At 60.7% G+C, this 26,790-nt stretch carries 23 protein-coding genes; 7 read left to right on the top strand and 16 right to left on the bottom strand.

Annotated features, from left to right (window positions below; translation table 11 throughout):
- Positions 1–39: 39 nt before the first annotated feature.
- Positions 40–975 (bottom strand): LysR family transcriptional regulator, encoded by a 936-nt coding sequence (locus tag BGRAMDRAFT_RS21860; RefSeq protein WP_044021608.1) that lies wholly within the window; start codon positions 973–975, stop codon positions 40–42.
- Between the two features lie 48 nt (positions 976–1,023).
- On the opposite strand from BGRAMDRAFT_RS21860, the gene BGRAMDRAFT_RS21855 reads away from it, so the two are divergent.
- The 3 genes from BGRAMDRAFT_RS21855 to BGRAMDRAFT_RS33855 are packed head-to-tail and all read left to right on the top strand — an operon-like array spanning position 1,024 to position 5,411.
- Positions 1,024–3,327 carry a hydantoinase/oxoprolinase family protein gene (locus tag BGRAMDRAFT_RS21855; protein WP_232292325.1) on the top strand — a complete coding sequence of 768 codons (2,304 nt, stop codon included), beginning with the start codon at positions 1,024–1,026 and terminating at the stop codon, positions 3,325–3,327.
- Positions 3,328–3,329: 2 nt separating this feature from the next.
- A complete protein-coding gene (locus BGRAMDRAFT_RS21850; protein ID WP_006051006.1) occupies positions 3,330–5,072 on the top strand; it encodes a hydantoinase B/oxoprolinase family protein in 1,743 nt (580 codons plus the stop codon).
- Positions 5,073–5,129: 57 nt separating this feature from the next.
- Positions 5,130–5,411, top strand: a complete 282-nt coding sequence (locus BGRAMDRAFT_RS33855; RefSeq protein ID WP_232292324.1) for a CoA transferase — start codon at positions 5,130–5,132, stop codon at positions 5,409–5,411.
- On the opposite strand, the gene BGRAMDRAFT_RS21845 is transcribed toward BGRAMDRAFT_RS33855, so the two are convergent.
- The 3 genes from BGRAMDRAFT_RS21845 to BGRAMDRAFT_RS21835 form a co-directional block, all read right to left on the bottom strand.
- Positions 5,386–6,375, bottom strand: coding sequence for a D-2-hydroxyacid dehydrogenase family protein (locus BGRAMDRAFT_RS21845; protein ID WP_006051005.1), 990 nt, complete (start codon positions 6,373–6,375; stop codon positions 5,386–5,388). The genes BGRAMDRAFT_RS33855 and BGRAMDRAFT_RS21845 overlap by 26 nt on opposite strands.
- A 113-nt stretch (positions 6,376–6,488) precedes the next feature.
- A complete protein-coding gene (locus BGRAMDRAFT_RS21840) occupies positions 6,489–7,850 on the bottom strand; it encodes an MFS transporter (protein WP_006051004.1) in 1,362 nt (453 codons plus the stop codon).
- A 159-nt stretch (positions 7,851–8,009) separates the two neighbouring features.
- Complete coding sequence (locus BGRAMDRAFT_RS21835; RefSeq protein ID WP_006051003.1) at positions 8,010–9,212, bottom strand: CaiB/BaiF CoA transferase family protein; 1,203 nt, start codon at positions 9,210–9,212, stop codon at positions 8,010–8,012.
- 342 nt (positions 9,213–9,554) lie between these two features.
- On the opposite strand from BGRAMDRAFT_RS21835, the gene BGRAMDRAFT_RS21830 reads away from it, so the two are divergent.
- Positions 9,555–10,634 carry a LacI family DNA-binding transcriptional regulator gene (locus tag BGRAMDRAFT_RS21830; protein WP_232292323.1) on the top strand — a complete coding sequence of 360 codons (1,080 nt, stop codon included), beginning with the start codon at positions 9,555–9,557 and terminating at the stop codon, positions 10,632–10,634.
- Positions 10,635–10,756: 122 nt separating this feature from the next.
- Here BGRAMDRAFT_RS21830 and BGRAMDRAFT_RS21825 read toward each other — a convergent pair whose 3' ends face one another.
- From BGRAMDRAFT_RS21825 to BGRAMDRAFT_RS21790, 9 genes are all read right to left on the bottom strand, one after another.
- Complete coding sequence (locus BGRAMDRAFT_RS21825; protein ID WP_006051000.1) at positions 10,757–11,773, bottom strand: alpha/beta fold hydrolase; 1,017 nt, start codon at positions 11,771–11,773, stop codon at positions 10,757–10,759.
- 13 nt (positions 11,774–11,786) lie between these two features.
- Positions 11,787–13,490: an amino acid ABC transporter permease/ATP-binding protein gene (locus BGRAMDRAFT_RS35875; protein WP_006050999.1), complete on the bottom strand. Its 1,704-nt coding sequence runs from the start codon at positions 13,488–13,490 to the stop codon at positions 11,787–11,789.
- Positions 13,491–13,549: 59 nt separating this feature from the next.
- Positions 13,550–14,401: an ABC transporter substrate-binding protein gene (locus tag BGRAMDRAFT_RS21815; protein ID WP_232292322.1), complete on the bottom strand. Its 852-nt coding sequence runs from the start codon at positions 14,399–14,401 to the stop codon at positions 13,550–13,552.
- A 76-nt stretch (positions 14,402–14,477) separates the two neighbouring features.
- Positions 14,478–15,380 carry a polysaccharide deacetylase family protein gene (locus BGRAMDRAFT_RS21810; RefSeq protein ID WP_006050997.1) on the bottom strand — a complete coding sequence of 301 codons (903 nt, stop codon included), beginning with the start codon at positions 15,378–15,380 and terminating at the stop codon, positions 14,478–14,480.
- Positions 15,381–15,516: 136 nt separating this feature from the next.
- Complete coding sequence (locus BGRAMDRAFT_RS21805) at positions 15,517–17,892, bottom strand: acetamidase/formamidase family protein (protein WP_006050996.1); 2,376 nt, start codon at positions 17,890–17,892, stop codon at positions 15,517–15,519.
- 139 nt (positions 17,893–18,031) lie between these two features.
- On the bottom strand, positions 18,032–19,063 hold the full coding sequence (locus BGRAMDRAFT_RS21800) for an acetamidase/formamidase family protein (protein ID WP_006050995.1): 1,032 nt from the start codon (positions 19,061–19,063) through the stop codon (positions 18,032–18,034).
- A 137-nt stretch (positions 19,064–19,200) separates the two neighbouring features.
- Positions 19,201–19,359 carry a hypothetical protein gene (locus tag BGRAMDRAFT_RS34625; protein WP_175130831.1) on the bottom strand — a complete coding sequence of 53 codons (159 nt, stop codon included), beginning with the start codon at positions 19,357–19,359 and terminating at the stop codon, positions 19,201–19,203.
- Between the two features lie 112 nt (positions 19,360–19,471).
- Positions 19,472–19,792 carry a hypothetical protein gene (locus BGRAMDRAFT_RS21795; protein WP_006050994.1) on the bottom strand — a complete coding sequence of 107 codons (321 nt, stop codon included), beginning with the start codon at positions 19,790–19,792 and terminating at the stop codon, positions 19,472–19,474.
- A 325-nt stretch (positions 19,793–20,117) separates the two neighbouring features.
- Positions 20,118–21,050 (bottom strand): LysR family transcriptional regulator, encoded by a 933-nt coding sequence (locus tag BGRAMDRAFT_RS21790; protein WP_044021605.1) that lies wholly within the window; start codon positions 21,048–21,050, stop codon positions 20,118–20,120.
- Between the two features lie 289 nt (positions 21,051–21,339).
- On the opposite strand from BGRAMDRAFT_RS21790, the gene BGRAMDRAFT_RS21785 reads away from it, so the two are divergent.
- The 3 genes from BGRAMDRAFT_RS21785 (at position 21,340) to BGRAMDRAFT_RS21775 (ending at position 24,683) form a co-directional block, all read left to right on the top strand.
- The gene (locus BGRAMDRAFT_RS21785) at positions 21,340–22,653 is read left to right on the top strand and encodes a serine hydrolase domain-containing protein (RefSeq protein WP_006050992.1); all 1,314 of its coding nucleotides are present in this window, start codon (positions 21,340–21,342) and stop codon (positions 22,651–22,653) included.
- Positions 22,654–22,715: 62 nt separating this feature from the next.
- Entirely contained in the window at positions 22,716–23,582 is an 867-nt protein-coding gene (locus BGRAMDRAFT_RS21780; RefSeq protein ID WP_006050991.1) for an NmrA family NAD(P)-binding protein, read from the top strand.
- An 81-nt stretch (positions 23,583–23,663) separates the two neighbouring features.
- Positions 23,664–24,683 carry an aldo/keto reductase gene (locus tag BGRAMDRAFT_RS21775; RefSeq protein WP_006050990.1) on the top strand — a complete coding sequence of 340 codons (1,020 nt, stop codon included), beginning with the start codon at positions 23,664–23,666 and terminating at the stop codon, positions 24,681–24,683.
- A 288-nt stretch (positions 24,684–24,971) separates the two neighbouring features.
- On the opposite strand, the gene BGRAMDRAFT_RS21770 is transcribed toward BGRAMDRAFT_RS21775, so the two are convergent.
- From BGRAMDRAFT_RS21770 to BGRAMDRAFT_RS21760, 3 genes are all read right to left on the bottom strand, one after another.
- Entirely contained in the window at positions 24,972–25,352 is a 381-nt protein-coding gene (locus BGRAMDRAFT_RS21770) for a hypothetical protein (protein ID WP_029969354.1), read from the bottom strand.
- A gap of 413 nt (positions 25,353–25,765) precedes the next feature.
- Positions 25,766–25,981, bottom strand: coding sequence for a cupin domain-containing protein (locus tag BGRAMDRAFT_RS33850; RefSeq protein ID WP_269745258.1), 216 nt, complete (start codon positions 25,979–25,981; stop codon positions 25,766–25,768).
- A 169-nt stretch (positions 25,982–26,150) separates the two neighbouring features.
- Positions 26,151–26,771, bottom strand: a complete 621-nt coding sequence (locus tag BGRAMDRAFT_RS21760; protein ID WP_006050987.1) for a transporter substrate-binding domain-containing protein — start codon at positions 26,769–26,771, stop codon at positions 26,151–26,153.
- Positions 26,772–26,790 lie beyond the last annotated feature (19 nt).

Genomic DNA, 26,790 nt, shown 5'->3' with positions numbered 1-26,790 from the left:
GCCTATCGTGAGCCGGGATTAGCCGTGAATAACCGCCCCTCACTTTTGTGCGATGCGGCTCTGGCAAAGTTCGATGAACTTCAACACAGGTTGCGTCAGCGTGGCGCCACGACGCGTTGCAATGCCGTATGGCGCTCCACGCCGCTCGATGTAAATCGGCAATATCTTTACGAGCCCGCCCACCGCGAAATACTCCGCGACCTTGCGAGGTATCAGGCCCACCGTGCCGCCTCCGGTCTGGAGCAGAGCGAGTGTGGCGAAGGTGGACGAGGTTTCCATCGCGTAGCGTGGAAAGCCGAGACCTTCGTCATCGAGAAGCTGCTCGAAGAGTGACCGCATCGGCAGTGTTGCCTGCGGAACGATCCACGGGTTACCAATAATGTCGGCTAGTTGCACGCCGGTTCTATCGCCCAGAGGGTCGGCGCCATCTACCACCACGCATATCTCTTCCACCTCTAGCGGAATGAAGTCGTAGGCCTCCGGATGAACGCTGACACTGGACCGCCCGATCACGAGGTCCAGCAGCCGCTGGTCGAGCATCGCGAGCAGCCGCGCGCTGTTGTCTTCCCACACCTCGATCGAGGTATCGGGCTGACTCTCGCGTAGCGCTTTTACAGTAGGCGCCAGCCACACCGGCAACGAGCCCATCACTGCGCCAACGGCGAGTGTTCCGCCGCCGCCTCGGAGGATTGCCGCCATCTCATCGCGCATCGTTCCGACGTCCGCCCGAAGCGTTCGTGCGTGACGTATCACGCATCGCCCCAGGTCGTTGGGAACAATCCCACGTGGCGAGCGGGAAAACAGTTCAACACCGAATATGGCTTCGAGCTCTTGCAGCGATTTGGTTATCGCCGGCTGCGACAAGGAGATCTGCTGCGCTGCCTTGCGCAAAGACCCGTGGTCGTCGAGCGCGATCAGCAGCGCAATGTGGGCTCCCCGAAGGCGCCTGAGAATCGCATCGTTACTGGTTATCACGGATATAACCTCAGACGTTCACCTGATTCAAACCTTTCATTATCTGCCTTGGACGACGCATCAGTACACTGGACCTGCCGGTGGACGAGTACGCGATCTGCAAGGCGCGCACGTCGATGCAACGTATTCGGACGGATCACACGATGCATTCGACGCCAGGCGATAACTCACGCGAATCACTGTCGCGCAGTGTACTCGCGATTTCCGCCTCGATGCATGCAGACGGCGCCGGGAGGCTCATTCCGCGAATGGCTCGTCGACGTCCGACCGGTATTCGAGGAGGCTCATGTTTGTCAACGGAGACAACGAAGCGTGAAACGAATAGGAATAGACGTCGGCGGGACCTTCACCGACGTCGTCATGGTGGACGACTCGACCGGAAAAGTGTGGTCGACCAAGGTGCCGACGACGCCTAAAGACCGCGTCCTGGGGACGGTCGAAGGTTTTCGAAGGATTCTCGAAATCTCAGGCTCGAAGAGCGGCGATATTTCATTCCTTGGCCACGGAACGACAATGGCCACGAACATGGTGGTCGAAGGCACGGGCGCGAAAACTGCGTTGGTCACCACGCGCGGGTTCAGGGACATTCTTGAATTGAGGCGTGCATCCCGTCACGACCGTGCCGACCTGTACGACCTGCTGTTCGACAACCCAAGGGCGCTGGTCGAGCGTCGTTGGAGACTTGAGGTAACGGAGCGCCTGCGTTTCGATGGGAGCGTCGAGACAGCGCTCTCGCACGAGGAACTGACGCAGATCGCCGCGCGCATCCGTGACTCAGACGTTGAAGCGGTCGCTGTGTGTTTCCTGCACGCGCACGTCAATCCCGAGCATGAAATGGCTGCCGTTGGCGCGCTGCGGGAAATGCTGCCGGACCGGTTCGTGTGCGCCTCGCACGAAGTCAACCCTGAAGCCATGGAGTACGAGCGGACCAGTTCGACCGTCATTAACGCAATGCTCGGACCGGTGTGCGGGCGCTACATCGGCCGTCTGGTGGATGCGCTTGCGCAGCTTGGCTTTGCCGGCAAGTTTCTGTTCATGCAATCCAACGGTGGGCTCGCGAGCCCGGCGCGCGTCGCTGACCGTCCGATCGTGCTGCTCGAGTCGGGGCCTGCGGGCGGTGTTAGCGCCGCAATCCGCAATTGCGAGCGGGGCAACCTGCGCAATGCGATTCTTGGCGATATGGGCGGCACGACGTTCGACGTCTCGCTCATCCGCGACTTCAGACCGGAGATCCGGAACAAAAGCCTGTTGCACAGCTACACAGTGCGCTCTCCCAGCATCGACATCGACTCCGTGGGTGCGGGCGGCGGCTCCATCGTCTGGATCGACGCGGGTGGCGGCGTACGCATCGGACCCGAGAGCGCCGCCGCCGACCCGGGTCCCGCATGCTATGGCCGCGGCGGTACCCGACCGACCGTCACCGACTGCAATCTCGTGCTTGGCTATATCGACCCGGACAATTTTCTCGGGGGCGAATTCAAGCTGGACGCCAAGGCGGCGCGGCGCGTCGTCGACGAAGTCATTGCCAAACCTTTGGGCATGAGCGTGCCGGAGGCGGCGCAGGCGGTTCGCTCCGTCGCCAACGCACTGATGGCGCAGGCGGTTCGCATCATGACGGTGGAGCGGGGTTACGACCCGCGTGAATTCTCGTACATCTGTTATGGCGGCGCGGGCCCTGTACATGCGGTAGACCTCGCTCATGAAATGGGGATTCGCCGCGTTGTGATTCCGCCGCTGCCGGGCCTCTTCAGCGCGTTCGGCATGATGGTCGCCGACCAGCAGTACGACTATCAACGCCCGGTCGAATGCGACCTCGCCAAGCTCGGCGACGAAAGACTGCACGCGGAATTCAGCGAACTGCTTGCGCTCGGGCGAAGCGAAGCAGGGCGCCACGGTGTCGAGGCAAATGCGACCCGCGCTGTGCGTCTCGCGGACTGCCGCTACGTCGGTCAACCGGATGTCATCACGGTAGAGGTCCCGGAAGGCGCATCGTGCGCTGCGCTCGCGAGCGACTTCGAGGCGGCGCATCAGCGTCTATGGAACTTCGTAAGCAAGGACAAGACGATCATGGTCGCCAACTTGCGGCTGCAACTCATTGCGACGAGCGGCTGGCAAGGCGGCGTCGCGCATTCGGATGAGGAAGCAGCGGTTACTCCTTTGCGAACACGCGATGTGTACATCGATGGAACTGTCAGGGCCTTGCCGGTCTTTGCTCGCAGCCGGCTTCCGGTCGGCGCCCAGATCGACGGCCCGGCCGTCATCGAAGAGCACAGCAGTTGCGCGGTCCTGAAAGAATCGCATACAGCACGCGTCGACGACGACCTGAACCTTGTGATCGAACTGGCGGCCTGAACATGAACATCGTGACATACGAAATCATCCGTAGCAGCCTGTATGCGGTTGCGCGCGAAATGAAGATTGCAATGATGCGCACGGCGGGAAGTCCGCTGATGCATGCGAGTGGCGACTCGTCGGCCGCAATCTTCGACGCGGATATGCAACTCGTGGCTCAAGGCAACGACATTCCAACGATGCTGGGTTCGGCCGTGATCTCCACGCGCGTGTCGGTGGAGGCGATCGGCCGCGACAATCTGCGGCCTGGCGATGTGATCGTCAGCAATGACGCGTACGTGGGGGGCGGCAATCACCAGCCGGACGTGCAGTTCACGCGCCCTGTCTTTGTCGGCGGCGAGATCGTCGCCTTCGTGATGACGCGTGGCCACTGGACCGACATTGGCGGTCAGTCGCCGGGCAGCTATGCGATTGCGACGTGGGACGTCTTCGCCGAGGGAATCCGGATTCCGCCGGTTCTGCTGTACCGGAACGACGAGCCGGTGCGCGACGTACTGGAAATACTCACGCGCAACAGCAGAAACTCGCATGAATTAAGGCTCGATATCCAGGCGCAGTACGCCGGCACGTACGTGGGCGACCGGCGCATTGCCGAGCTGGTGGCGAAATATGGCGCCGATGCATTGCGCGAAGTCATGAGCCAGAGTCTCGACCATTCGGAGAAGCTCATCCGCGCGGAGATTGCGAAGATCCCGGACGGCGTCTATGAAGCTGAGGAATTCCTCGACCCGATCGAGGCGCCAGGATGGAAGCACGAGCGACCGCTCCTGAAGGTGAACGTTACCGTGAAGGGCGACCACATTACCTTCGACTTCACGGGGACAGGCGCTCAGGTGCGCGGCGGGATCAATTGTCCGTTTTCAGTCACCTGCAACAGCACCTGGTTCACAGTCAAGGCATTGACGGACCTGAGCATTCCAATCAACCAGGGCTGCTATCGGCCCGTGACCATCATTGCTCCGCAAGGCAGTGTCCTCAATTGCGAGTACCCGGCCTCTGTCGTGTCGGGCAACACCGAAACCTCGCCGCGAGTGATCGACCTTCTTCTCAAGGCTCTTGCGCCTGCCGTCCCGGATCGCATCCTCGGACAAAGCAACTGCGCGGCCTGCGCGGGAATCTTTAGCGGACGCGATACGAATCAGAAGCGAGTGGCGGAGACTGGAGAAAAATTCGTCACGATGCATGACGTTCACGCCGGCGGCATGGGTGCGCGGCCAGACAAGGACGGGGTCAGCGGGATCCGGGTCTATGTCGGCAACGCTGGCAGCCAGTCGATCGAGATGATCGAACGGACATCGCCGTTGCTGGTGGAAGAGTGGTCGCTCGTATCGGATACGGGTGGCGCCGGCCGGCAGCGCGGTGGGCTGACCTCTCGCCGCGTGTACCGGGTCGAATATGACGAAGCCACCTTTACGGTCTCGGGAGAGCGCGGTTATACGGCGCCTGAAGGACATTTTGGCGGCCTCGCCGGCAGCCCGTTTGTGTGCAAGGTACGGCGCGCGGACGGCCAGGAGGTGGCCGTACCTGCAAAGGGCGGCCAGACGGTGGTCTACCGGAATGACCAGGTCGTCGTGCAGCCGGCAGGCAGCGGCGGTTTCGGCGAGCCACGGCAACGCGAGCGCGCGCGGGTGCTCGCCGATGTTGCCGACGGCTACATCAGTCGCGAGGCGGCAGTCCGCATCTATCAGCTCGACCTGGGGCCGATCCAGCCGGAGAAATATGAAGTCGCCGTGGAGGCAACGTAAGCAGGTGACAGCATATAAACGGAGTATGCAGATGACCAGGCAGCTTCCACTCGACGAGTGAGTAACCGTGTAGAACTTATCGACCTGTTGCAGCGTGCCTTCGGCAAGAAGGCCGCTGCTTACTGGCTTGAACGCCTCGACGAGGCCGGTATTTCTTGTGGCCCGATTCAAACGGTCGATCAGGTGGTCGCACACGAACAGACAAGGGCGCTCGTATCGAGCGGACGACACAAGACGGTGCAGCTACGTTTGTCGGCCTGCCTGTCGAAGAAAGGCGGCGGGACACCGCCGCTTTTTCCGGTAGATTACCTTGTCAGGAGGGAACCGTCTGGTAGCTGATTTCCCGCTTCGCTGCGGTCAGCGTGCGAATCGGTTTGCCTTCAATCCAGGCAAGGATGTTTTCCACCGATTCGCCATAGTAGAACTCGTAAGAACCTTCGGTGACGTAGCCGATATGTGAAGTTGCTATGACGTTGTCCATGGTCCGGTATGGATGATTCGCGGGCAATGGCTCGACATCGAATACGTCCATGGCGGCACCCGCAATCTGCTTGCGGTTCAACGCGGCAATCAGAGCCTGCTCGTTGACGATCGGGCCGCGCGCGGTGTTGACGAGCAGCGCGTGAGGCTGCATCAGAGAAAGCTCGTGTTCACCAATCATATTGCGTGTGCGCTCCGAAAGGCGAACGTGAATAGACAGAATGTCACTGGAGGCGAGCAATTCTTCTTTCGATACGTACTGAGCCCCATGGCTCGCCGCGGACTCCGCAGTCATGTTCTGGCTCCATGCGATTGTCTTCATGCCGAAGGCCTGTGCGACGCGTGCGGTCACGCTTCCCGAATAGCCTAGTCCAAGCACACCGAGCGTCTTGCCGTTCAGGTCCCGGCCGACGGTAACTTGCCATCCTCCGTTTCTGAACGAGCTTACTTCTGTCGGGATGTGGCGCGCCGCGGCCAGAATCAGCGCCCATGTGTGTTCAGCCGCGGCGGTGAGCGACGAGGCCGTCCCGCAGACCGTGATGCCGAGTTCGTCCGCGGCTTCGATATCGATCGCGGCGTTCCACGGCCCGGTGCTTGCCAGCAATTTGAGGCATTTGAGTCGCGAGAGGACGCTTCCCGGAAACCAGGTCCGTTCCCGCATGACGCACAGAATGTCATACGGCTCAAGCCGTTCGACCAGAGCGTCTTCATTGTCGATATGGTCGGTGATGACCGTTATTTCGGCATGCTCACGTAGACCGTGCCAGTTACCGAACTTCATCGATGTATTCTGATAGTCGTCGAGGATGGCGATTTTGTGCATGAGAGTTTCTTTACCGTTGATCCTGGATGGGCTTGCGAAGGCCCCCCGGTGAATCGTTCAGGGAAAACAGGCCGGTTGCTGCTGCTTACGTCTGGATGCGGCCTCTGGGGCGTCTACGCTGACCTGACCGCCCTGGGCTTGAATCCTGCGAACATGACGATGATTCCCAGAAAGAGAACGGCCGTCATGACGTAGAGGCCGCTATTGAGCGTGCCTGTCATTGTCTTCAACCATCCGATGACGAATGGGCTGCAAAACCCGCTAAGCAAACCTATGCAGTTCACGAACGCGATGCTGCCCGCTGCCGCGGCAGAACCGTGAAGATAGTCGGCAGCAATCGACCAGATCAGCACGTTTATCGAAAAGATGCCGACGCACGCGACGGTCAGCAGCGCGAGGGTCACGACGGCCGAGCTCATCGACTGCGATACCAGCAGAAGCGCTATCGCGCCTATCACGCCGGCGATGGTTGCATGCCAGCGCCTCTCGAGCATCCGGTCGGAACTTCGGCTGATAACGATCATTCCCAGCGCGCCCATTCCGTAAGGAATGGCCGATAGCCACCCGAGTTGCGACAGATTGGATATGCCCGAACTCTTCATGACGGTCGGCAACCAGAACGTGACGGAATAGGTGCCGCAAACAAACGCAAAGTCGATGAACGCAAGCATGTAGACCTTCGGGTCCGCGAGAGCCTGCGCAAGAGTGCCGTGCCCGTCCTGGTGGTTCTTGCGCTTGCGTTCGGTTTCGACCCGGAAGCCTTCCCGCAGCGTGTTCTTTTCCGCGTCGCTCAGCCATTTGGCTTTGTCGATGTTGTCGTCGAGGATAAAGAGCGTGAGGATGCCGAGCGCGACCGCGGGCAGTGCCTCGACGATGTAAAGCCACTGCCATCCCGCCATGTTCGCGACGTTCGCCAGCCCCGTCATCGCCCAGCCGGAAACGGGACCGCCGACAAGACCGGCGATGGGGAATCCAACCATGAAGCAGGAGATGATGACGCCGCGCCGGTTCTCCGGAAACCAGGAGCTGAGATAGAAAATAACGCCAGGAAAGAAGCCCGCCTCGAATACGCCCAGCAGCAGCCTGACGATGTAAAACTCGGTCACGTTGGTGACGAATGCCGTGCACATCCCCACAATCCCCCAGCAGATCATGATCCGGGCGATGGTTTTCTTCGCACCCATGCGCTTCAGAAGCAAAGCGCTGGGCACTTCGAGCAGGCAATACGAAAGAAAGAAGATGCCCGCGCCCAGACCATATACCGCATCGCTAAAACCAAGGGCGTCCTGCATTTGCAGCTTCGCGAAGCCGACGTTGATGCGGTCGAGGAATGCGACCACATAGCAAACGAAGAGCAGCGGCACGATGCGAAGCGCGACGCGGAGATAAAGCTTGTGTTCATCCGCGCTCACGGCCGTGACGGCCGGCAGTTCGTCCGATGGCGCCGGCGTGGGTTCAAGAAAGGTCTGGCTCAATTGCTGTCTCCTGATTGTCCCGGTTCGCCTGCCGCATGAGGCCGACGTCCGGGAATCCTTGATGGAAGTGTGTGTGCAACTCTATTTGAATCGTTATCCGGACCTTCACTTCGGCGTTTACCTGGGTCTTTATCTGCCTCTTTGAGGATGCAACTGGCGTCAATCGCTTTCCTGCCGCAACAGGTCGTCAGCACGGTCGTGTGCCGGCGTCCTGATCAGCAGATGGTTGTGTTCGCCGAGCCCCGGTGTATTGCCGGGCAACGGTGGGCGCCGGCCGTCGAAAGAAACGGGAAGCGCGACGGTCGTAGTGCGTCCGTCGGGTGTCCGGCGCAGAATGTCGAGAGACGCGGTCTGTTCGTTCGTGACCACGCGATCGACCGTTTGCAACGGGCCGCATGGAATCGATCCGGCCTCGAGCGCATTAAGCCAGTCTCCCGCGGGCTTCTGCGCGAACCTGGCTTCGAGAAGCGGAATGAGCACCTTCCGGTTCAGAACGCGGTCTCCGTTGGTGGAGAATCGAGGATCGTCGGCGAGCGAGGGCAGGTCCATGACATTGCACAGACGCCGATACAGCGTGTCATTACCCGCGGCGACGAGGATTGCGCCATCGGTGCAGTCGAAGACCTGATAAGGCACGATGTTCGGACTACCGGAACCAATGCGGGTGGGCTCCGGACCGCCGGCGAGGCAGTCCGACAGAGGTACCGTCATCCAGGCGAGGGCGGTTTCATAGAGCGACACGTCGACAATCCGACCGCGTTCTGGGTCGTCACGGCCTTTATCTCGCAGCGCGGCCAGAACTCCAATGACGGCCCACATCCCCGTGCCCATGTCGTTGATCGAAACGGGGACGCGGCTGGGCGCATCGTCTGCATGTCCGACGATGCTCATCATTCCACTATAGGCCTGCACCAACGGGTCGTAACCGGGCTTGTTGCGCAAAGGGCCTGTGGCTCCGAAGGCTCCAAGGTTGCAATAGACGAGCGACGGACAGAGTTCCGTCAGGTCCTGTGCACCCAGGCCATAACGGTCGAGATTGCCGGGCCTCAGGTTCTGAAGGACCACGTCCGCATTCTCGACGATGAAGTCCCGAATCGATCTCGCGCAGGCCGGGTCGCCAAAATCGGCGCTGATGCTTTCCTTGCCGTGGTTCATTGCGTGAAAGAGCGCGGACGCACCGTCGATGAAGGGCGGCCCCCATCCGCGGGCGTAGTCTCCCTGGGCAGCGTTCTCAATCTTCACGACCCGGGCGCCAAGGTGAGCCAGGATGATGCCCGCGTACGGTGCCGCAAGGCTGTGCCCGATCTCCACCACACAGATGTCTTCGAGCGGGAGCCCTCGGGTGCTTCGTTGTTCAGTCATGGTAATGCCCGTCACGGTGTCTCGCTATTGAAATGAAACGTTTCCAAAATAAAAGATCTGAAGAGAAGCAGCTTTTGCACTCAATGCGGATCTTCAATGAAACGTTTCCAATATAGAGCGTCAATTATCGTTGTCAAGGCGGTGGTTCCCTGGAAAAGCGGCTTTTTACAGCCTGCTTGACAAAGCCGGCCGAGCCCGGAACATTGGGAACGTTTCATGCCGCAGGGCAAACCGGCGGGCAGGAGCCACGCTGGCAAAAGCCGCAAGCTCGTACCGAGGCAGGCCGGGCGAGTGAGTCCAAGGCGCTTCTTCCAATGGCTTGACAAAGGCCTGTTCCAACCAATGAGCACAGAATCGAAAGGCACTTCTCCACGCCGGACTTCGGCGGATACGGCTTCTGACGACGAGCGCAAGCCTTCAATCCGTGATGTAGCGCTTCTGGCCGACGTAAGTCTCGGAACCGTCTCGCGCGTGATAAACGCGCACCCGAACGTCCGCGAGGATACGCGCAAGCGCGTGAAGGCGGCCATCGTCGAACTCGGCTATGTGCCGGACATGGTGGCCCAAAGCATGCGCAATCACAGGTCGATGACATTCGCCTGCGTGATGCGCGACTTCACCGTGCCCGTGCTGAGTATGTTCGTGGACTCGATGCAGAAGGAGATCGAGGGTTTCGGGTTCTCACTGATGGTTGCGTCCAGCTATCACGACATCAAGCGGGAATTGGAACTGCTGCTCGGATTCCAGCAGAGGCGGATCGATGGCCTCGTTATCGCTACCTCGTCGGAAGAAGATCCGGCCCTTCTGACAATGCTGCGCGAGGTGCAGTTTCCAGTCGTGCTGCTGGACCGTGAGATGCCTGCCGAGCTGGATTCGGTCACGGTCAACCATGCCGCGGGTGTTCGGCAAGCGGTGCATCATCTTGCCGACCTTGGGCATCGTCGCATTGCACTCATTTCTGGCGAGCCAGGCGTGCATCCGACTCAAAGCCGCCTGAAGGGGTTCGGCGATGCATTCAACGAGCGCGGGCTGACGCTGGAACCGGAATTGATTCGACACGCCACGTTTGCACGCGACGCCGGCTATACAGAGACACGCCATCTGCTCGAGCTGGCCGAGCCGCCCACGGCCATCGTTGCCGGCGGAACGTCACTGCTTCCCGGTGTAATGCAGGCGACGCGGGAATGCGGACTTGTGGTACCGCAAGACCTATCGGTCATCGCGGGGGCCGACAGCGACGTTGCGCTTCTCGCCACGCCTGCGTTCACCGTGGTGCGCTGGAGTCATGACCAGTTGGGCAAGGCGGCGGGGAGGTTCCTGATGGAGCGGCTGGACAACCCAAAACTGCCGCGACGAAGATTGACGGTGGACGCGGAACTGGTGATGCGAGGCTCGTGCGCGGCACCGCGCATACGGCACTGAAGTACCGTTCCCCCTGGCGTTCCGGCGAACCGCTGCATCATCAACTTAACGGTCTCCGAGTCTCCTGAGTTCCAAGCGAACTGCTCGATCATCAGCGAATAGGTCGATATGTTCCAGGAGCGTTACATAGCCAGAATTTCCCTTACTGCATTGTCGATGAACTTGACGTCGACGGGATTGGCCGCTGGGCCGCCTGCAAAATGCCCCCAGACTGACTCGATAGGCCGCAGCAGTGCATTGGGCATCTTCGACACTTCATACTCACTGTCTTCCGGCGGAAAATATAGATCGGTGCGCCCGGGCATCACGATTGCCCTGGCGGTGATACTGCCCAACGCCAGATCGAAATCGCCGTTATACAGCGAATTCGCGGATATGTCGCCGTGTTGCCAGCTCCACATCATTGACAGGATGTTGTTCGCGTCTTTCTTCAGGAAATCGCCCTCCCAGAACTGGGTAATGAAGTCCTCGAGGGAGCCATATCCCATTGCTTCCATGTCGAGCCGTTGGCGCAGAAACGCCTGCGAAAATCCCCAGCCCGCAAACACACGGGCAGCGGCACGCATTCCGCGCGTGGGCGGTGTGTCGTAGAACCCGTCGCGGAATGCCGGGTCCAGTAGCAACGGTGCCTTGAGCCCTTCGATAAATACAAAGTTGTGCCGCGAGCACCGTGCCGCTCCGCAAAACGGCAGAATGCGCTCGACCATTCGCGGATACATCGCCGCCCAGTGGAACGCCTGCATCGCGCCCATCGACCAGCCGGTGACGAGCCTGAGCGACTCAATGCCGAACTTCTCGGTCACAAGGCGATATTGCATCGCGACGTTGTCGTATAGCGTGACGCGCGGAAAGCGTCCACGGTCATAAGGCGGCGGATTGTTGCTCGGCGAACTCGATACGCCGTTGCCGAACATGTTCGGCACAATGATGAAGTACTCACGCGGGTCGAGTCCCATGTGCTCGCCAATCAACCATTCGTTGTCCAGATGGCTGCCGCTATAAAACGTCGGGTAGACAATCGCGTTGTCGCGTGCCACATTCAGCCGGCCATAGGTCTTGTAGCTGAGCAGCATGTCGGGCAGCGTCGCGCCGGACTGCAGCACGACGCGACCAAGGTTGAAAGTTTCGAAGTCCGTCATGAGAGCCTCATATTCAATTAGCGACGACGTTAAGGAATTTTCTGGTGCGCTCGTGAACCGGGTTGTCGATGACCTGCTGCGGCGTCCCCTGCTCGATGACTTCGCCGCCATCCATGAAAACGACGCGGTCGGCGACATCGCGGGCAAAGCGGACTTCGTGGGTGACCACGATCATCGTCATGCCGGCATCGGCGAGGCCACGCATCACGCCAAGCACTTCTCCGACAAGTTCTGGATCGAGCGCCGAAGTGGGCTCGTCGAACAGCATCAGCTTGGGCTTGATCGCGAGCGCCCGCGCAATCGCCACCCGCTGCTGCTGTCCGCCTGATAACCGATGCGGCAAAAAATCCGCATGGGCGGCGAGGCCGACGCTTTTCAACAGGTCGCGGCCGAGCGCTTGTGCTTCGGCGCGCGGCACGTCATAGACCTGCCGCTGTGCTTCGACGATGTTGTCCAGCGCGCTCAAATGACTGAACAGATTGAAGTGCTGAAATACCATGCCGACGCGCGCTTCGGCGCGTGCGCGTGCGAGGTTGTGCAGAGGCCGAACCGTGCCGCCGCCGCCCGGCACTTCCCGATAACCCACATACCGTGAATCGACCTTGATCGTTCCCCAGTCGAGCGGTTCCAGATGGTTGATGAGCTTGAGCAGCGTGCTTTTGCCTGAGCCGCTCGGACCCAGAATGACGACCACTTCGCCATGCGCAATCGACAGATCGACGCCCCGCAGAATCTCGCGTTTGCCATACGACTTCCAGACGTTCCTGCATGCGACAAACGGTTCGTCGCGATGCCGGGGCGTGCGGCTTTCTGCGGGCAGCAGCGTGCCGATCCACGCGTGACCATTCGGTTCCATCTCCTGAGCGGCGACTGGCGCGAGATCCGGAGCGCCGGGCGGTTTCGCATCGGGCGTCGAAACGCGCAGTCCAAACCACGAGAATGTGAGTTTCCGGTCGCGCTCGTGATCGAAGATGCGTTCGAGCCACACCTGAACCAGTGAAATTCCGCTCGTGAGGAACAGATAGATCACCGCCGCTGCGCCGAACACGGTAAAAAACTTGAAGTTCTGGCCGACGACCTGTTGCGAGCGAAAGGTGAGTTCGTTGACGAAAATGACCGAGGCGATCGAGGTTAGCTTCAACATGCCGATGGTGTCGTTGGCGAGGCCGGGGATCACCGCCCGCATGGACTGCGGCAGGATAATGCGGCGTAATGTCAGCAACGGTCCCATGCCGAGCGCCGCGGCCGCGATGGATTGCGAGCGGTTCACCGACAGAATGCCGGCACGAAACAGTTCGGCGCTGAACGCCGCCTCGTTCAGTGCGAAGCCGATAACCGCAGTCGAGACTTCGTCGAAGCGCAGACCGATCAGCGGCAACGCATCGAAAATAAATACGAGCTGCAGCAGTTGCGGCGTGCCGCGCACGAACCAGATATAGCCCCACGCCGCCGAGTTCAAAGTCCTGAATCGCGAGAGCCGCATCAGTGCAAGGCCGAGGCCGAGCATGAGCCCGATCGACATCGCTATCAGCGTGATCTTCACCGCGATCCACGCGCCGCCGAGCAGGAACGGCGAGCCGACATAACCCGCCAGTTCCCTGAAACCGTCGAGCACCTGGACGCCATCCAGGCCGGCCGCCATGGCCGGCTGAAAGACCAGCATGGCGGCCGCAACGAGCGTGCCGACGACGTTTTGTTTGATACGCGATGCCTTCATGTCAGAACCTGATTCATGACGCTACGGACACACTGGACGGTGTGCCGCGCAGGCAGCCTTTATTGAGTAAGCAACGTAGTCGACATTTCCAGCGACGGATCCACGCCGTATTGCTGGAACGTTTTCTTCTGGGTCTGATTGGCCTGCATGATTCTGAGTCCATCGGACACCGCAGCGATCATGTCGGCGTTGCCTTTTTTCACGCCCACGCCGATCTTCATGCCGCTCGTCACCATGAAGCCGCGGGTGTAGAGCTGCGGGTTCTGTTTCGCGAGACCGTCGACGAGCGCGAGGTCGTACATCATCACGTCGGCACGATGACTGGCGACGAGGCGCGCACCCGAGGCGATATCGGCTGAAGTCATGATGGTCACGTCGGATTTGCCTTCGGCCTTGCACTTCGCGGCCTGCGCTTGCGCCATCGTGAGTTCGACTGTGCCGATGCCTGCTGTGACGGTGAGGCCGCAGAGCTTTGAGATGTCATCGATTTTTTTCGGGTTGCCGGCGGCCACCAGGCCGCCGGTACCGGCCTGCATATACGTGACGAAAGTCGTTTCCTTCGCGCGTTCGGGCGTGTAGTACAGCAAGTCCCACATGACATCGATCTGTCCGGCGCGCAGGGCCGGCAGCAGCCCGGGCCAGCCGGCGGTGAAGAACTCCGTTTTCACGCCCGCGCAATCGAACACGGCGCGAGCCATGTCGGCATCGGCGCCGATAATCTTGTTGAAATCTTTGCTGTCACGAAACGCATAAGGCGGCGACTCGGGATCGACGCCGATCTTGATGGTCTTTCCGGCCAGCGACGGATATTTCTGGGCCACTTTGGACGGTTCGCACGATTGCGCGGACGCGCCTTGTGCGAGAAGAAGGCTGGTGACAGCGCATAAGAGAAGCTTGAATGCTTTTGGCATGAACATGGCGAACCTTGATGAGGTTGAACAAAACATCGGTTAAACGGCTGATATGGCGATGCGGGAAGAGGGGGAGTCAGTGGCCAAGGAAGTCCATGTGACTTGCGATCGAACCCGGCGTAGTGATGCAGATCCGGCCTTCGTCGCGCGCGCGGACGATATGCTCGAGCGCCCGCCGCAAGTGAAGCAGGCGGTGCGGCTGTCCTGCCAGGTACGCATGCAAGGCAATGCCCATCACCAGCGGCTCGCGGGCGGATTGCCGCAGCATCTCCTCGAAGTGATCTATCACCAGATCGGCGAACGATCTTGCGTCCATCTGACGCGCGAGGATCATTGGAATATCGTTGACTTCTTCCGGATACGGAATTGCCCACAGCGGCTGACCGTTGCGTGTAACGAGGCGCGTGGGTTGATCGTCGTGACACCAGTTGAGCGTGTACTGGTAACCCGCTTCCGCCACGAGATCGCTGGTGACATGACTCTCGGACAACCATGGCGATAACCAGCCCGCTGGCTGCTGTGCACTTTCCGCGGCGATCCGCTCGCGACATGCCACGATCAGCGCACGTTCTTCGGCCTCGGACAGCGTTCCCTGTCTGTCTGAATTGGTATGGCCGTGGGCGACAAGTTCATCGCCACGTTGGGCGAACGCGGCGACCAGGTCAGGGCAGTGATCATAGAGCGCCGTATTGATGATGCCCGCTACCGGCAGTGCGAGCTCATCGAACAGATCGAGACAGCGCCATGCTCCCACGCGCAAGGCGTACTCGCGCCATGCGTGATTCAGTACGTCTGGCTCAGGCATCACTGGACCGATGGTCGGGCCAAGTCCTTCGCCGAACGCAAAGTGTTCGATGTTGAAACCGATGTAGACGGCGAGGCGGGAACCGTCGGGCCAGCGATACACGGGGCGGCCGCCGATCGGCGAATAATCAAAGCGCCCGTGGCCGGCCAGCGCGCGATATGCGGGAGAATCCATGGTGCAGTGTCCTGTCGAACGGCGCGTACGCCTGTGTTCACGTCAGGACCCATCGTACGGAAGCCAAAATCGCCGCATCGAGCTTGCTGCGAACAAACTCTTGTACGCGCGCGTATCGAGGCCGCCGCTTGCTACGTCACGCGGAGAACAGCGATTTCCGGATGATCGCGTGCACCCCCCAATTGCCGTCTACCACCTGGGTGACACCGAAGTCGATCGCGACTGAGATCAGCGAAATCGCCTCGTCCTCGGACAGGCCCTTGGTCGTCATCAGGAAGCGCCGCGTTTTGATGAAAGCGTCGCGCATCGCGAGGTCGAGCGTGGATTTCTCGTACACGGCGCTTTGCGCGCTCGTACCGAACTCGGCCAGATAGTTCGGATAGCTGAAGCCGTGGAGTACCCATTCGTCTGCGGTTTCTACTAATGGATACGTGAGGTCGGCGTACACCTCGTTGCCGAGCGTTTCTTTCTTGTGAAGCACGACCTGGAATTCGCCGGTGAGCGAACACTCGATCGCGGTGCCGCAGAGTTCCGAGTCTCCTTGCGACGCATGCGGGTCGCCAATGGAGAGGAGGGCGCCGGGCACCCCGACCGGCAAGAACACGCTAGCGCCGCGGGTGACGCGCCAGTTGTCGAGATTTCCGCCGAAGGTGGAAGGCGGAATCGAATCGATTAGCCCATCCTGCTGCGGCGCGACGCTGATCACGCCAAAATGCGGACGCACCGGAATCTGGACATTCTTCAGGATGTCGTGATTCTCGACCACTGTCGAATGATCGACCGGCACGCCAGGATAATCGATTGTCGGATGCATCACGCCGAAAGGATCGCGCTGCGGCGTCCAGCGGAAGTTGTAGACGGCGCGGGCGCAGGCGGTCTCACTGTCGGTTGCGTCCGCATCGAGCTCATAGATGGTGACGACCTCGCGCGGTTTCGGCTCGGTCAACAGCTCGCGATAGTGAAATCCCCACCACGCGGCAGCATTGCTGCCGAACGCACGGCCGGCGAATTTTGGATTGGCGCAACGCCGCGGGTGAATGTCGAGGATGCGCACTTCCAGCACATCGCCGGGTTGCGCTCCGCGCACGGCGATAGGTCCGGTGCAGATGTGCACGCCGAAGCCTTCTCCTGCGCCACGTCCGTAAATGGACGCGTCCATGGGGCCCGCGCCGCGGCGGTTCACGTTCTTGCGCGCCGCGGTCCAGTGGAACACGCTTTCTGCGCCAGGATCGCCACGCACCATCCGCTCCCAGTCATCCGCCGCGTGTTGCGTGAGTGTTTCGATAGTCACGGTGTCTGCGCTGTCGATTTCCAGCACGGGCTTCAGATCGTGACTGAAGTAACCCCAATGAATTGTATTGGCCGTCGCGCGCAATAGATGATGACGCGGCTTGCTGGACTCGCGGGTGGGCGATGGGGAAGGAGCTTCGGGTTGCGTCGTAAAGTACGGCTCGTCCGCGGTTTCCTGAACGGCACCCTGGCCGGCGAGTTGTGCATGTACGAGCAGGTTCCCCGCGTTGACGGGCAAGCCGCGCGAGATACGCTGCACGAGATGGCGCGCCAGTTCGAGACCCGCTTCGTGCCGGAACGTGCGCGGCGATGCCCGATATTGCTCCCGGAAGGCGCGGCTGAAATACGCAGCGTCGTTGAAACCCCAGCGGAAGCAGAGATCGGCAATGGAAAGCTTTTCGTATAGAGGATTGACCAGATCCGCGCGGCAACGCTCCAGCCTGCGCGAGCGCAGATAAGTCGAGAAGTTCTGTCCGACGGCTTCGAACAGCTTCTGTAGATAACGCGGCGAGACGCGCTCCTGTTTTGCTATCGATGTCAGCCCGAGATCCGGATCCGCTAAATTGGCCTCGATGGTTCGGCACACCCGCGAAAAAAGGGCGGCTTGAGAGGGAGTGAGGCCACTGAAGCTGCCTTCCTTGTCATGACCGACGAGAGACGCGACGAGGAACTCCGCAAGCGCGAGTTCCAGCGGACGCAACTCGTCGAGCGACAACGTTTCCACGCTTTCCGCAACCGAGCGCAGAAAGCCGGAAAACACATGGCCGATACCGGCGTCTCCTGGCAACCGCCCGGCACGCAATGAAAACGGTGTAAGAAGACGTGCGTTGATCGCAGCGCGGGGCACGCGGATCACAAACGCTCGAAAGTCTGACGCGAACGACAGGAGCGCTTCCTCGCGCGAGGAAGCATAGACGATATCGCCGGTAGCAACGCTCTCGCTCGCACCGTCGGCGACAAGCGTCAGGCAGCCGTCGATATGCAGCGCGATCAGGAGACTGTCGGCGCCGTCGACGTTGAGTTCGATGGTTTGCGCGAAAGCGGCGAGTGCGATCAACTCGAAGCCGTTGGTCGACGTGCGTGACCTGATCGTGCCATGCAAGTGGGGCGCGGCTGCCCCAGGCGCGCCGGAACGCAGGCCAAATCGGCCCAGCTCCGCTTTCCATGCTCGCAGGCGATCTGTCTCGGCGTATGACTCGGTGGTGAAACGCTGTAGATCCAACCCAAGGCTCCCGTACGCTGACGAACGTCAGTCGAGTTGTTCAAGGGCAATGTCCGTGCCATCGATAACAGCCCGGTTGGCGCCGCAGCGCTGCGCTACGGCAGTGCGTGGACGCACCGCCGTAGCGCGCACGCACAGCTCACGCGCGAGGTTGTTTCTTCGGAGGAAAAATGCTGCGGGGGATTTTGCAGTGAATGCCCTGACGGCCATCGACCACCTGCGTCACGGAGAAATCGGCCGCAACGCTCATCAGCGAATAGGCGTCGTCGCGTGATAAGCCTTGCCGTTCGGTAAGCAGAAGCAACATGTCGCGTGAAGCGTTTCTGGTTGCGATATTCAGATCTTCATCGAAACCGTGGACGATCCAGTAATCCGGTGTCTCCAGCAGCGGTGAAGGAAATGTAAAGTCCCGCCGCAGCACGATCTGGAACATCACATTGAGCGAGGCCTCAATTGCGGTGCCGCTAATCTCGCCATCGCCTTGCGATACATGAGGATCGCCAATCGAGAAGAGACCGCCGTCCACCGCGACCGGGTAATACATGGTGGATCCAGCGCCGATGCGCCAGTTATCGATATTGCCGCCATGCGCGCCGGGAGGCACGGTGCTCACGCGGCCAGCCACGTCGGGCGCGACGCCTGCAGTGCCCAGGTGAGGGCGCACCGGCACACGAATACCTTCGAGCGCGAGTTCGCGGCAGCAGTCCCGGACCTCCGATCGTTTGCCCGGCACCAGATATTTTCCCGGGTAGTCGTATGCATACAATGCGTGAGCCGTATTGGACGTCTGATCGAGTTCATAGATCGTGACGCGCTCTTTGTCGAAGTCGGTAAACAGATGACCCCAGTGCGCGGCGAGATTCGAGCCGTAATTGAAGCGCGGGTTCATTTGCAGGTAACGCACCTCGAGCAGGTCGCCGGGTCTTGCGTCTCTCACGAAGATCGGCCCCGTCATAAGATGCACACCAGGTTGCCGGTCAGATTCCGGAATCGTGTCGTAAAGCGCCCGCACCGTGTCGTCCATCATCAGGTCCGGCGCGTCGCCCGCATGATGCGTGATTGCTTCGGCGCGCACGAAGTCGCCGCTCTCGACGATCAGTGCGGGCGCTAGCGCCGCGTCAAAGTAGCCCCAGTGGACATTCCGTGTAATGGCTGGCAGTTCGTGAAGCATGCTTGGCTTGGCTCCGTAAGAGTATGCGGTCGGTGCGGCGCTACCGATGGCAGATCGTACGGGCGACAAAATGCAACGACTTGGGCGGCTGCGCACAAAAGCTTGTGCATGAGCGAATCACGTCTACCGGCCCTGACTTACTTCAGTAGCGACTTTAGCGAACGCGCGCGCAGCGGCAGTTCGATATGCGCCTTTGCGCCGCAACAGCGCAGCAGGTCGCTGCGGTAGGAAGGATCGAGCTTGAGGAGTAACAGATCATCGACCGCCGCCTTCGATGCGAAATGGGGGAATTTCACGACGACGCGGGGGCTGCCCGCTGTCGCGCGGGCAGCAGTCTTATGCGTGCCAGACGGCGACAGCGGGTCCCGACGGTGGCTTCATCGCCACCGATAGTCAACGAAATTGCTTCTACTTACCCGATGCGGGCGACTTCACACTCGGCGTCGCCAAGGTGTTGTTGCCACCCACGGGTGCGGTAGCGCCGGAAGTCGAATCGCTATTGACGCTGCTCGGCAGACCCGAGTTGGGACGCCCCGACATGCCGCTGTCCGAATTGGTGGTGCCCGGCGTGCCGTAGCCGCCCGTTGCACTATTCACCTGGTTTGCGGGGCTAGCCGTGCTGCCTGTCGAACCGTTACCGCTGGAGCCACCGGCGGCCTGGGCGTAGGCGCCGCCCGACAGCGTGAGTGCGGCGACAGCCGCGAGTAACGCGCTCGTTGCCTTGCTCATGATTTCTGCCTCCTTAGTCAGAGAGAATAGGGATGCAGCCGTTGGCCGCATTCTTATTACGTATGCAGCAATCCACGTGCCGGATGCCGCGCGGGGGAGCGTCTGTCCGTGGCAACAGACAACGGCGAATGCTCCAGGACCAGACTTCCTCTCTGCATGCCTGTTTGCAGAGCGCTCCGGGGCGAGCTTCGGCACGTACCCGACTGCGTCATACGCGTCATAGAGACTGCCGAACTCCCGCATGACCTGCTCAACGGGCGGGGCGCTGCCAGGTTTTGACGAGGTCCGGCTATAGACGTTCGTGCAGATGTACCCCGCAACAGCGCTAGCGCGTGCCGAGGCGCGAGTGATTGCGCGTCAGCTCGATCACGAAGTCAAGAAAAGCGCGGGTCTTTGCCGGCACGTGGTGCCGGGATGCGTAGTAGACGTATAACGGATACCGTTCGTCTACCCATTCGGGAAAGAGATTGATTAACCGGCCGTCGGCAATCAGGGGCTCGGCGCCGAGCAGCAACATCTGCGCAATTCCGGAACCGGCGAGACATGCGTTGAGCAAGGCGCCCGGGTCGTTGACCGTGAGCCGTCCCTGAGTGTCGACCACAATGCGTTTTCGCTTGCGATGAAATTCCCACTGGAACGGCTTGCCTGTCTCCGGGTTGCGAAATTCAAGGCATCGGTGGCTTCGACCTTCCAGGTCCTCGGGTCTTGACGGCCGTCCCCAGCGAGCAATGTACGAGGGCGCCGCGACCGTCACGATGCGGGTGTCGAGCAGCTTTCTCGCGATCAGGGTAGACGCTTTGGGCTCGCCGAATCGCACGGCGAGGTCGAAGCCGTCCATGACGAGGTCGCCAAGACTGTCTCGCGCGATGAACTCGATTTCGAGTTCCGGGTGTGCGTCCATGAACGCATCGAGTTGTTGCCCGAGAATGGTCCGGTAGACGACAGGATCCAGATTGATTCTCAGCTTTCCACGCACAGCGGACGCGCCACCTGCCGCAGCGGCCGCTGCTTCTTCCAATCCGGCGAGATGGGGCATCACCTGCTCGTAAAAGCGGCGGCCCTCTTCAGTCAGGGAGACGGAGCGCGTTGTCCGGCTGAAGAGCCGGATGTTCAACCTTTTTTCCAGCCGCGCAATCGCCCGACTGACGCCCGGCGGCGTCATTCCTATCACCTCCGAAGCGGCCACGAACGTTCCCGCATCCACTACGGCGGCGAACACGCTAATGCTGCCGGAAAGCTTCTCGCTACTGGATCTCATGGTTACTCGAGTTAATGCGCGTGGCGCAGCGCGATCGACCAGGTGAAAGCGAACGCTGCGCCGCGCAGCAGTCTGGACGTGCCGGTTAATCATGCCAAATAGGTGACTGGTTGTCACTTATCTGATGACATCCATGTCATTTTGTTTTGTTTGGTGCTTGTCCAGAATACGTGTCACCGAGACATCCGCTGGACGCCTCAACGGGAACCGCTCACAGCGCGCGTTTTTCGCCAATCACTGATGCACTGCGATGCCGCGCTTCATTCACTCATTCGGGAAGAAACGAAAAATGGCAGTTCAAACAGATCGTCGCCGTCTTCTGAAGGGAGCGTCGAGCCTGCTGGCTCTCGCGACACTTGGTGGCGTCGCGAGCCGCGACGCGCGGGCAGTATCGCAGCGTGCTCATGGCGACGCCGCGCTGGCGCATCACCCGGCCTACAGTTCGATCGATCAATGCCTGCAACGGGCGGTGGGCGACGGCACGGTTGCCGCTGTTGTCGCCATGGGCGCAACCGACCGCGGACTGGTTTACGAGGGAGCGTGTGGCCGGGCGAACGCCCGCACTGGCGAGGCCATTAGTCCTGACACAGTCTTCTGGCTCCTGTCGATGACAAAGGCGATCACCGCAACCGCGTGCATGCAGCTCATCGAACAGGGCCGACTGCGGCTGGATCAACCCGCGGGCGACATCCTGCCGCAGTTGAAGTCGCCTCAGATCCTCGATGGATTCGACGTCTCCGGGCAGCCCAGGCTGCGTCCTGCGCGCAAGGCGATCACGGTGCGCCATCTCCTCACGCATACCTCCGGCTTCACGTACAGCATCTGGAGCGACGAGCTTAGCCGGTACGAGAAGGTAACGGGCATGGCGGACATCGGCTATTCGATGAACGGTGCATTCGCGGCGCCGCTGGAGTTCGAGCCGGGCGAGCGCTGGGAGTACGGCATCAGCATGGACTGGGTCGGCAAACTGGTCGAGGCCGTGACCGATCAGTCGCTGGAAGTCTACTTCCGCGAGCACATCTTCGATCCGCTGGGCATGCGCAACACGGGCTTTCTCATCGGCAGCAAGCAGAAGCAGCGCGTCGCCACCATGCATAGGCGTCAGGCGGACGGCTCACTCGCGCCCGAGCCGTTCGAGATCAATCAGCGCCCCGAATTTTTCATGGGCGGAGGCGGGCTCTTCAGCACGCCGCGCGACTACATGGCGTTCCTGCAGATGCTGTTGAACGGCGGCACATATCGCGGCGAACGCGTGCTACGCGGCGACACCGTCGCGACGATGTTCCGCAATCACATTGGCGATCTGCAGGTCACGGAAATGAGGACGGCGCAGCCGTCGTGGTCGAACAGCTTCGATCAGTTTCCGGGCGCCGCGCACGAGTGGGGGCTGTCGTTCGACATCAATACAGAGCAAGGACCCCACGGACGAAGCGCAGGCAGCGTGAGTTGGGCCGGATTGTTGAACACCTACTTCTGGATGGATCCGGTCAAGCGTGTCGCCGGATCACTCTTTACGCAGATGCTGCCCTTCTACGATGCGCGCGTAGTGAACCTCTACGGACAGTTCGAGCAGGCGTTTTACGACGGTTTGCGTCGCGCGTGAGCGATTGGCCGTCGGCACGTCGACGCTGCGTCACCCGATATATCCACACAGGAGAACGAGCAATGTATGCAATCACAGGAATCACCGGCAAGGTGGGCGGCGCACTGGCCCGCGAACTGCTGGCTGCTGGTCAGCCGGTGCGCGCAGTCGTGCGCGATGCGACGCGGGCACAGGCGTGGGCAGAGCGAGGTTGCGAGATCACGACGGCTTTCATGGAAGACGCTTCGTCGCTCGCCGCCGCGTTCGAAGGCGCGACGGGCGTTTTCATCCTGCCGCCTTCGGAGTTCGATCCGGAGCCCGGGTTTCCGGAAGCGCGCACAGTGATTGACGCTGTGTCCGCAGCACTACTGAAGGCACGGCCCGACAAGGTTGTTTGCCTCTCGACGATCGGCGCACAGGCCGACGAAGTCAACCTGCTCACTCAACGCACGCTGATGGAGCAGGCGCTGCGCGAGATGCCGATGCCCGTGACGTTCCTTCGGCCTGGCTGGTTCATGGAGAACGCCGCATGGGATGTTGCGTGTGCAAGCGACGATGGCGTCATCGCCAGTTACCTGCAGCCGCTCGACAAGCCGGTGCCGATGGTCGCCACCGCGGACGTGGGCCGCGTTGCTGCCGAACTGCTGCAGCAGACGTGGCGCGGGGTGCGCGTCGTCGAGCTTGAAGGTCCACGCCGGGTGAGTCCTAACGATCTCGCAGCGGTTTTCGCCGGCGTGTTGCGTCGTCAGGTACGTGCAGAAGTCGTCGAAAGGCAGACGTGGGAAGCGCTGTTCCGCACGCAGGGCATGAAGCATCCTCTACCGCGCATGCGCATGCTGGACGGCTTCAACGAAGGCTGGATCGATTTCGAAAACAGTTCCGATGGAATCTTGCGCGGCCACGTCGAACTGGAGACCGTTCTGGGCGAGCTTGTGTCGCGTCGAACCTGACCAGAGCCGATAGCGCGGCGCGTGGACTCAGGGCCTTGCTCTACCGATGCATCAGGTTTTCGTTCAAACAAGGAATACACGATGGAATACAACACGCTTGGCAGAACTGGTCTACGCGTTTCACGGCTGAGCCTGGGCGCGATGACTTTCGGTGCCGGCTCGGGCATCTGGGGCAATATTGCCGGCTTGAACAGCGATCAGGCCGCCCGGCTCGTCGCGATGGCCGTGGAGCGTGGCGTCAATCTGATCGACACGGCGGACGCCTATTCGCAGGGCCGCTCAGAGGAGGTCGTGGGCCATGTGCTGAAAGCGCTGGGGCTGGACGAAGATCGAATGCTCGTCGCGACCAAGGTTCGGTTACGCACCGGCACGGGCCAGAACGAAGTGGGATTGGGCCGCTCACACATCATGCGCTCGGTCGAGACAAGCCTGAAGAGACTCGGTCGCGATCACATCGACCTGTTCCAGTTGCATGACCGTGACGCGCTCGTTCCGCTCGACGAGACGCTTCGTGTGCTGGACGATCTCGTCACCCAAGGCAAGGTCCGTCACATTGGCGTGTGCAATTTCAGTGCAGCCGATCTCGAGCGAGCCATCGGCATAACGTCCCGTACCGATCGGGCTCATGTCGTGAGCAATCAGGTGCACTATTCGCTGACGAGCCGCGATATCGAACACGAAATCATGCCGGTTGCCGCGTCAAACAAAATCGGGCTTCTGGTCTGGAGTCCGCTCGCAGGTGGCTACCTGAGCGGCAAGTACTCGCAGAATGGCGAAGCTGCCGGGCGGCGTGCGAAACTCGACTTTCCGCCGGTCGATCTAGTCAGGGCGGAGCCGATCCTCGCAGTATTGCGTGAAGTCGCCGACGAACTGGCGGCCACGCCGGCTCAAGTCTCGTTAGGCTGGTTGCTAGCGCGCGAGCAGATCACTTCTGTCATCGTCGGAGCCCGCACGCGCGAGCAACTTGCAGCTAACCTCGACGCACAGAATTTCGCATTAACCGCCGAACAGTGCGCGCGGCTCGATAAAGTATCTGAGCCGTCGGTTCCCTTTCCCTACTGGATGCAACGCTTGCATGACCGGGATCGCATCTGCGGATGAGTGGCGGGGGAGGCGGTTGAATGGGGAGTGCCTGTGGCCGTGTGCGGCAGCTCATCCTCGAATAGCCGCCGCTCGAAGTCCGCGGCTGGCCGACCGGAAGGGGCGACTGCGGCCTCATGAGGACTGTCGGGACGTTCCCCAGAGCGAGCGCCCGTCGAAGCATCGCCGCATCGACCGACGATTCGGTTTGCGCATGCCTTATGTCCGGTGACGGCTTCCTTCTCATCGTGTCTTCAACGGTTATACGCGGTCTGCGGATGCGCTGACCGCGCGCGAATGTTCCGCCTGCTATCGGGTGGCCACACCGGCGAGTTGTCCTACGCCGTCTGCCGTTTGCTTGCCCACGTTTCTCGCGACGACACCCAGGCCGCCCATCATGGTGACGCCTGTGTCGGCCACCTCAAACGTGGCTCCCGCGACCGTCACCGTTCCCTTGATGTGGTCGCTGCCGGACAGTGCACCAAACATGATTCGTGCCGCGGCGGGCCGCGTCTTGAATTCCGTGACGTGAAGAACGACCGGCGCACCGGACGCAGCGACGGGCACACCGATCTTCGTCAACTCGGCACGGAATGCCCCGACGACTTCCTGCTTCGCTTCGGCAGAAATGTCGAACGATCCTGCATCGATCTGCAGATCGCTTACACCGGCAGTGAGCACCGTGCCCACTTCGTGTCCGCGGTCGGCGGGTAGTGGATTGGTGGTCGGAGCTCCCGCACACGCTGAGAGAAGGACGACGCAGATGGCTAAAATTGGGACGAGACGCATTGATAGTTTCCAGTTTAGGGATGTGGGGCCGGCGGAAAATCCGGGTCAAAGGCTTGCGGTGGAGTCGGCGTATTTGCCCGGACTTACCCACGTTCTACGGTCGCGCGGTGACTGAATATCGGCTATGGACGACAGGTCTTTAGCGTCCTGGCATTGCACTATTCGTTTTTCAGCGCGTGCACCGGCTTTCGGCGTATCAGACCCGCGTAGTTAGCCATGAAGGAAAAGTACGATGCGTGCGCTTACCGGTTTCGAAAACTCGTTGGCGCAGTGGACGAAGCCCGGAGGCTGTGAAAAAGCGGCGTATGTCGGTATCAAGGGGGGGCCATCTGCGCGCAGTCCGTTCTGTATTCCAGGAGGTCGTGCGCCGCACGCGGCGGGTGATACACGAAGTCGCCGGCCTTGAGCATTAATTCGCCTTCACGTTCGTACCAGAACTTGACCCAGCCCTTCAGCACGTAAATCATCTGGAACGTCATCGGGTGCCAGTGCGGGCCGGTGGTACGACCGAGCTCTTTCGCGCGGGTGATCTGACCGCCGTAGGCGCCGTTGGTCGCTTCGACCAGACCAAAGTCGCGCGATCAGCCAGTCGCGGAACGGGTCTGCTTCGAACGGTCCATCTGCTCGGGAAAGACAAAACTTGCCGTCCATAGATGCAAGATTTTCAGTCGTCGTGCTCATATCAATCTGCCTTTCCAATCAAAAAATTCGATGGTCGGTCGGTGAGGAAAAGAGTTTGTGCGAGCTCGCGGCTAGTTCGTCTTCGCGCGGTTCGCGCGGCTGATGGTTCCGTCTGGTGTTACCTTCCAGCGCGAGAAGTGCGTTGTTGATGCTCGGCAGTTGTTCCAGTGTGGCGTCCTTGATGTGCTCCTTGATGTAGCCCACGGCGACCGTACCAGTTTCGGTGCCGAGATGTTTGCCGGCGAGGTCGCCCGCCGAGTAGATCGTCGTATTGTCGATACGCGTGAGCGCGATCAGTCCGCTCTTGTAGTACGGATCGGAGAAATCGATGACCTGCCGGCGCTCCGGCTTGATGAAAAGCTGCGACACGATCACGTCGATGTTATGTGTCTGGAGTGCGGGGATCAGCGCACCGAACTCCATGGGCTGCAGGCGCCACGTGCGGTTCAGGCCTTTCGCGACTTCATCCCACACTTCCACGTCGAAGCCGGAATAGGTGTCGCCCTGCTTGAATGCGAATGGCGGAGCGCCAACGTTGGAGCCGACGACCAGTTCGGCGTCGGCTGCCTGCACGGAACGGGACAGCAGCATGGCGGGCCCGACTGCGCCGCCGAGTTGCAACAGTTGACGGCGGTTCATGGTGCTTCCTATACGCTGG

Origin of the sequence: Paraburkholderia graminis C4D1M (genome assembly GCF_000172415.1) — a bacterium.
Lineage (GTDB): Bacteria > Pseudomonadota > Gammaproteobacteria > Burkholderiales > Burkholderiaceae > Paraburkholderia > Paraburkholderia graminis.
This window is presented reverse-complemented; position numbering and strand designations above follow the sequence as displayed.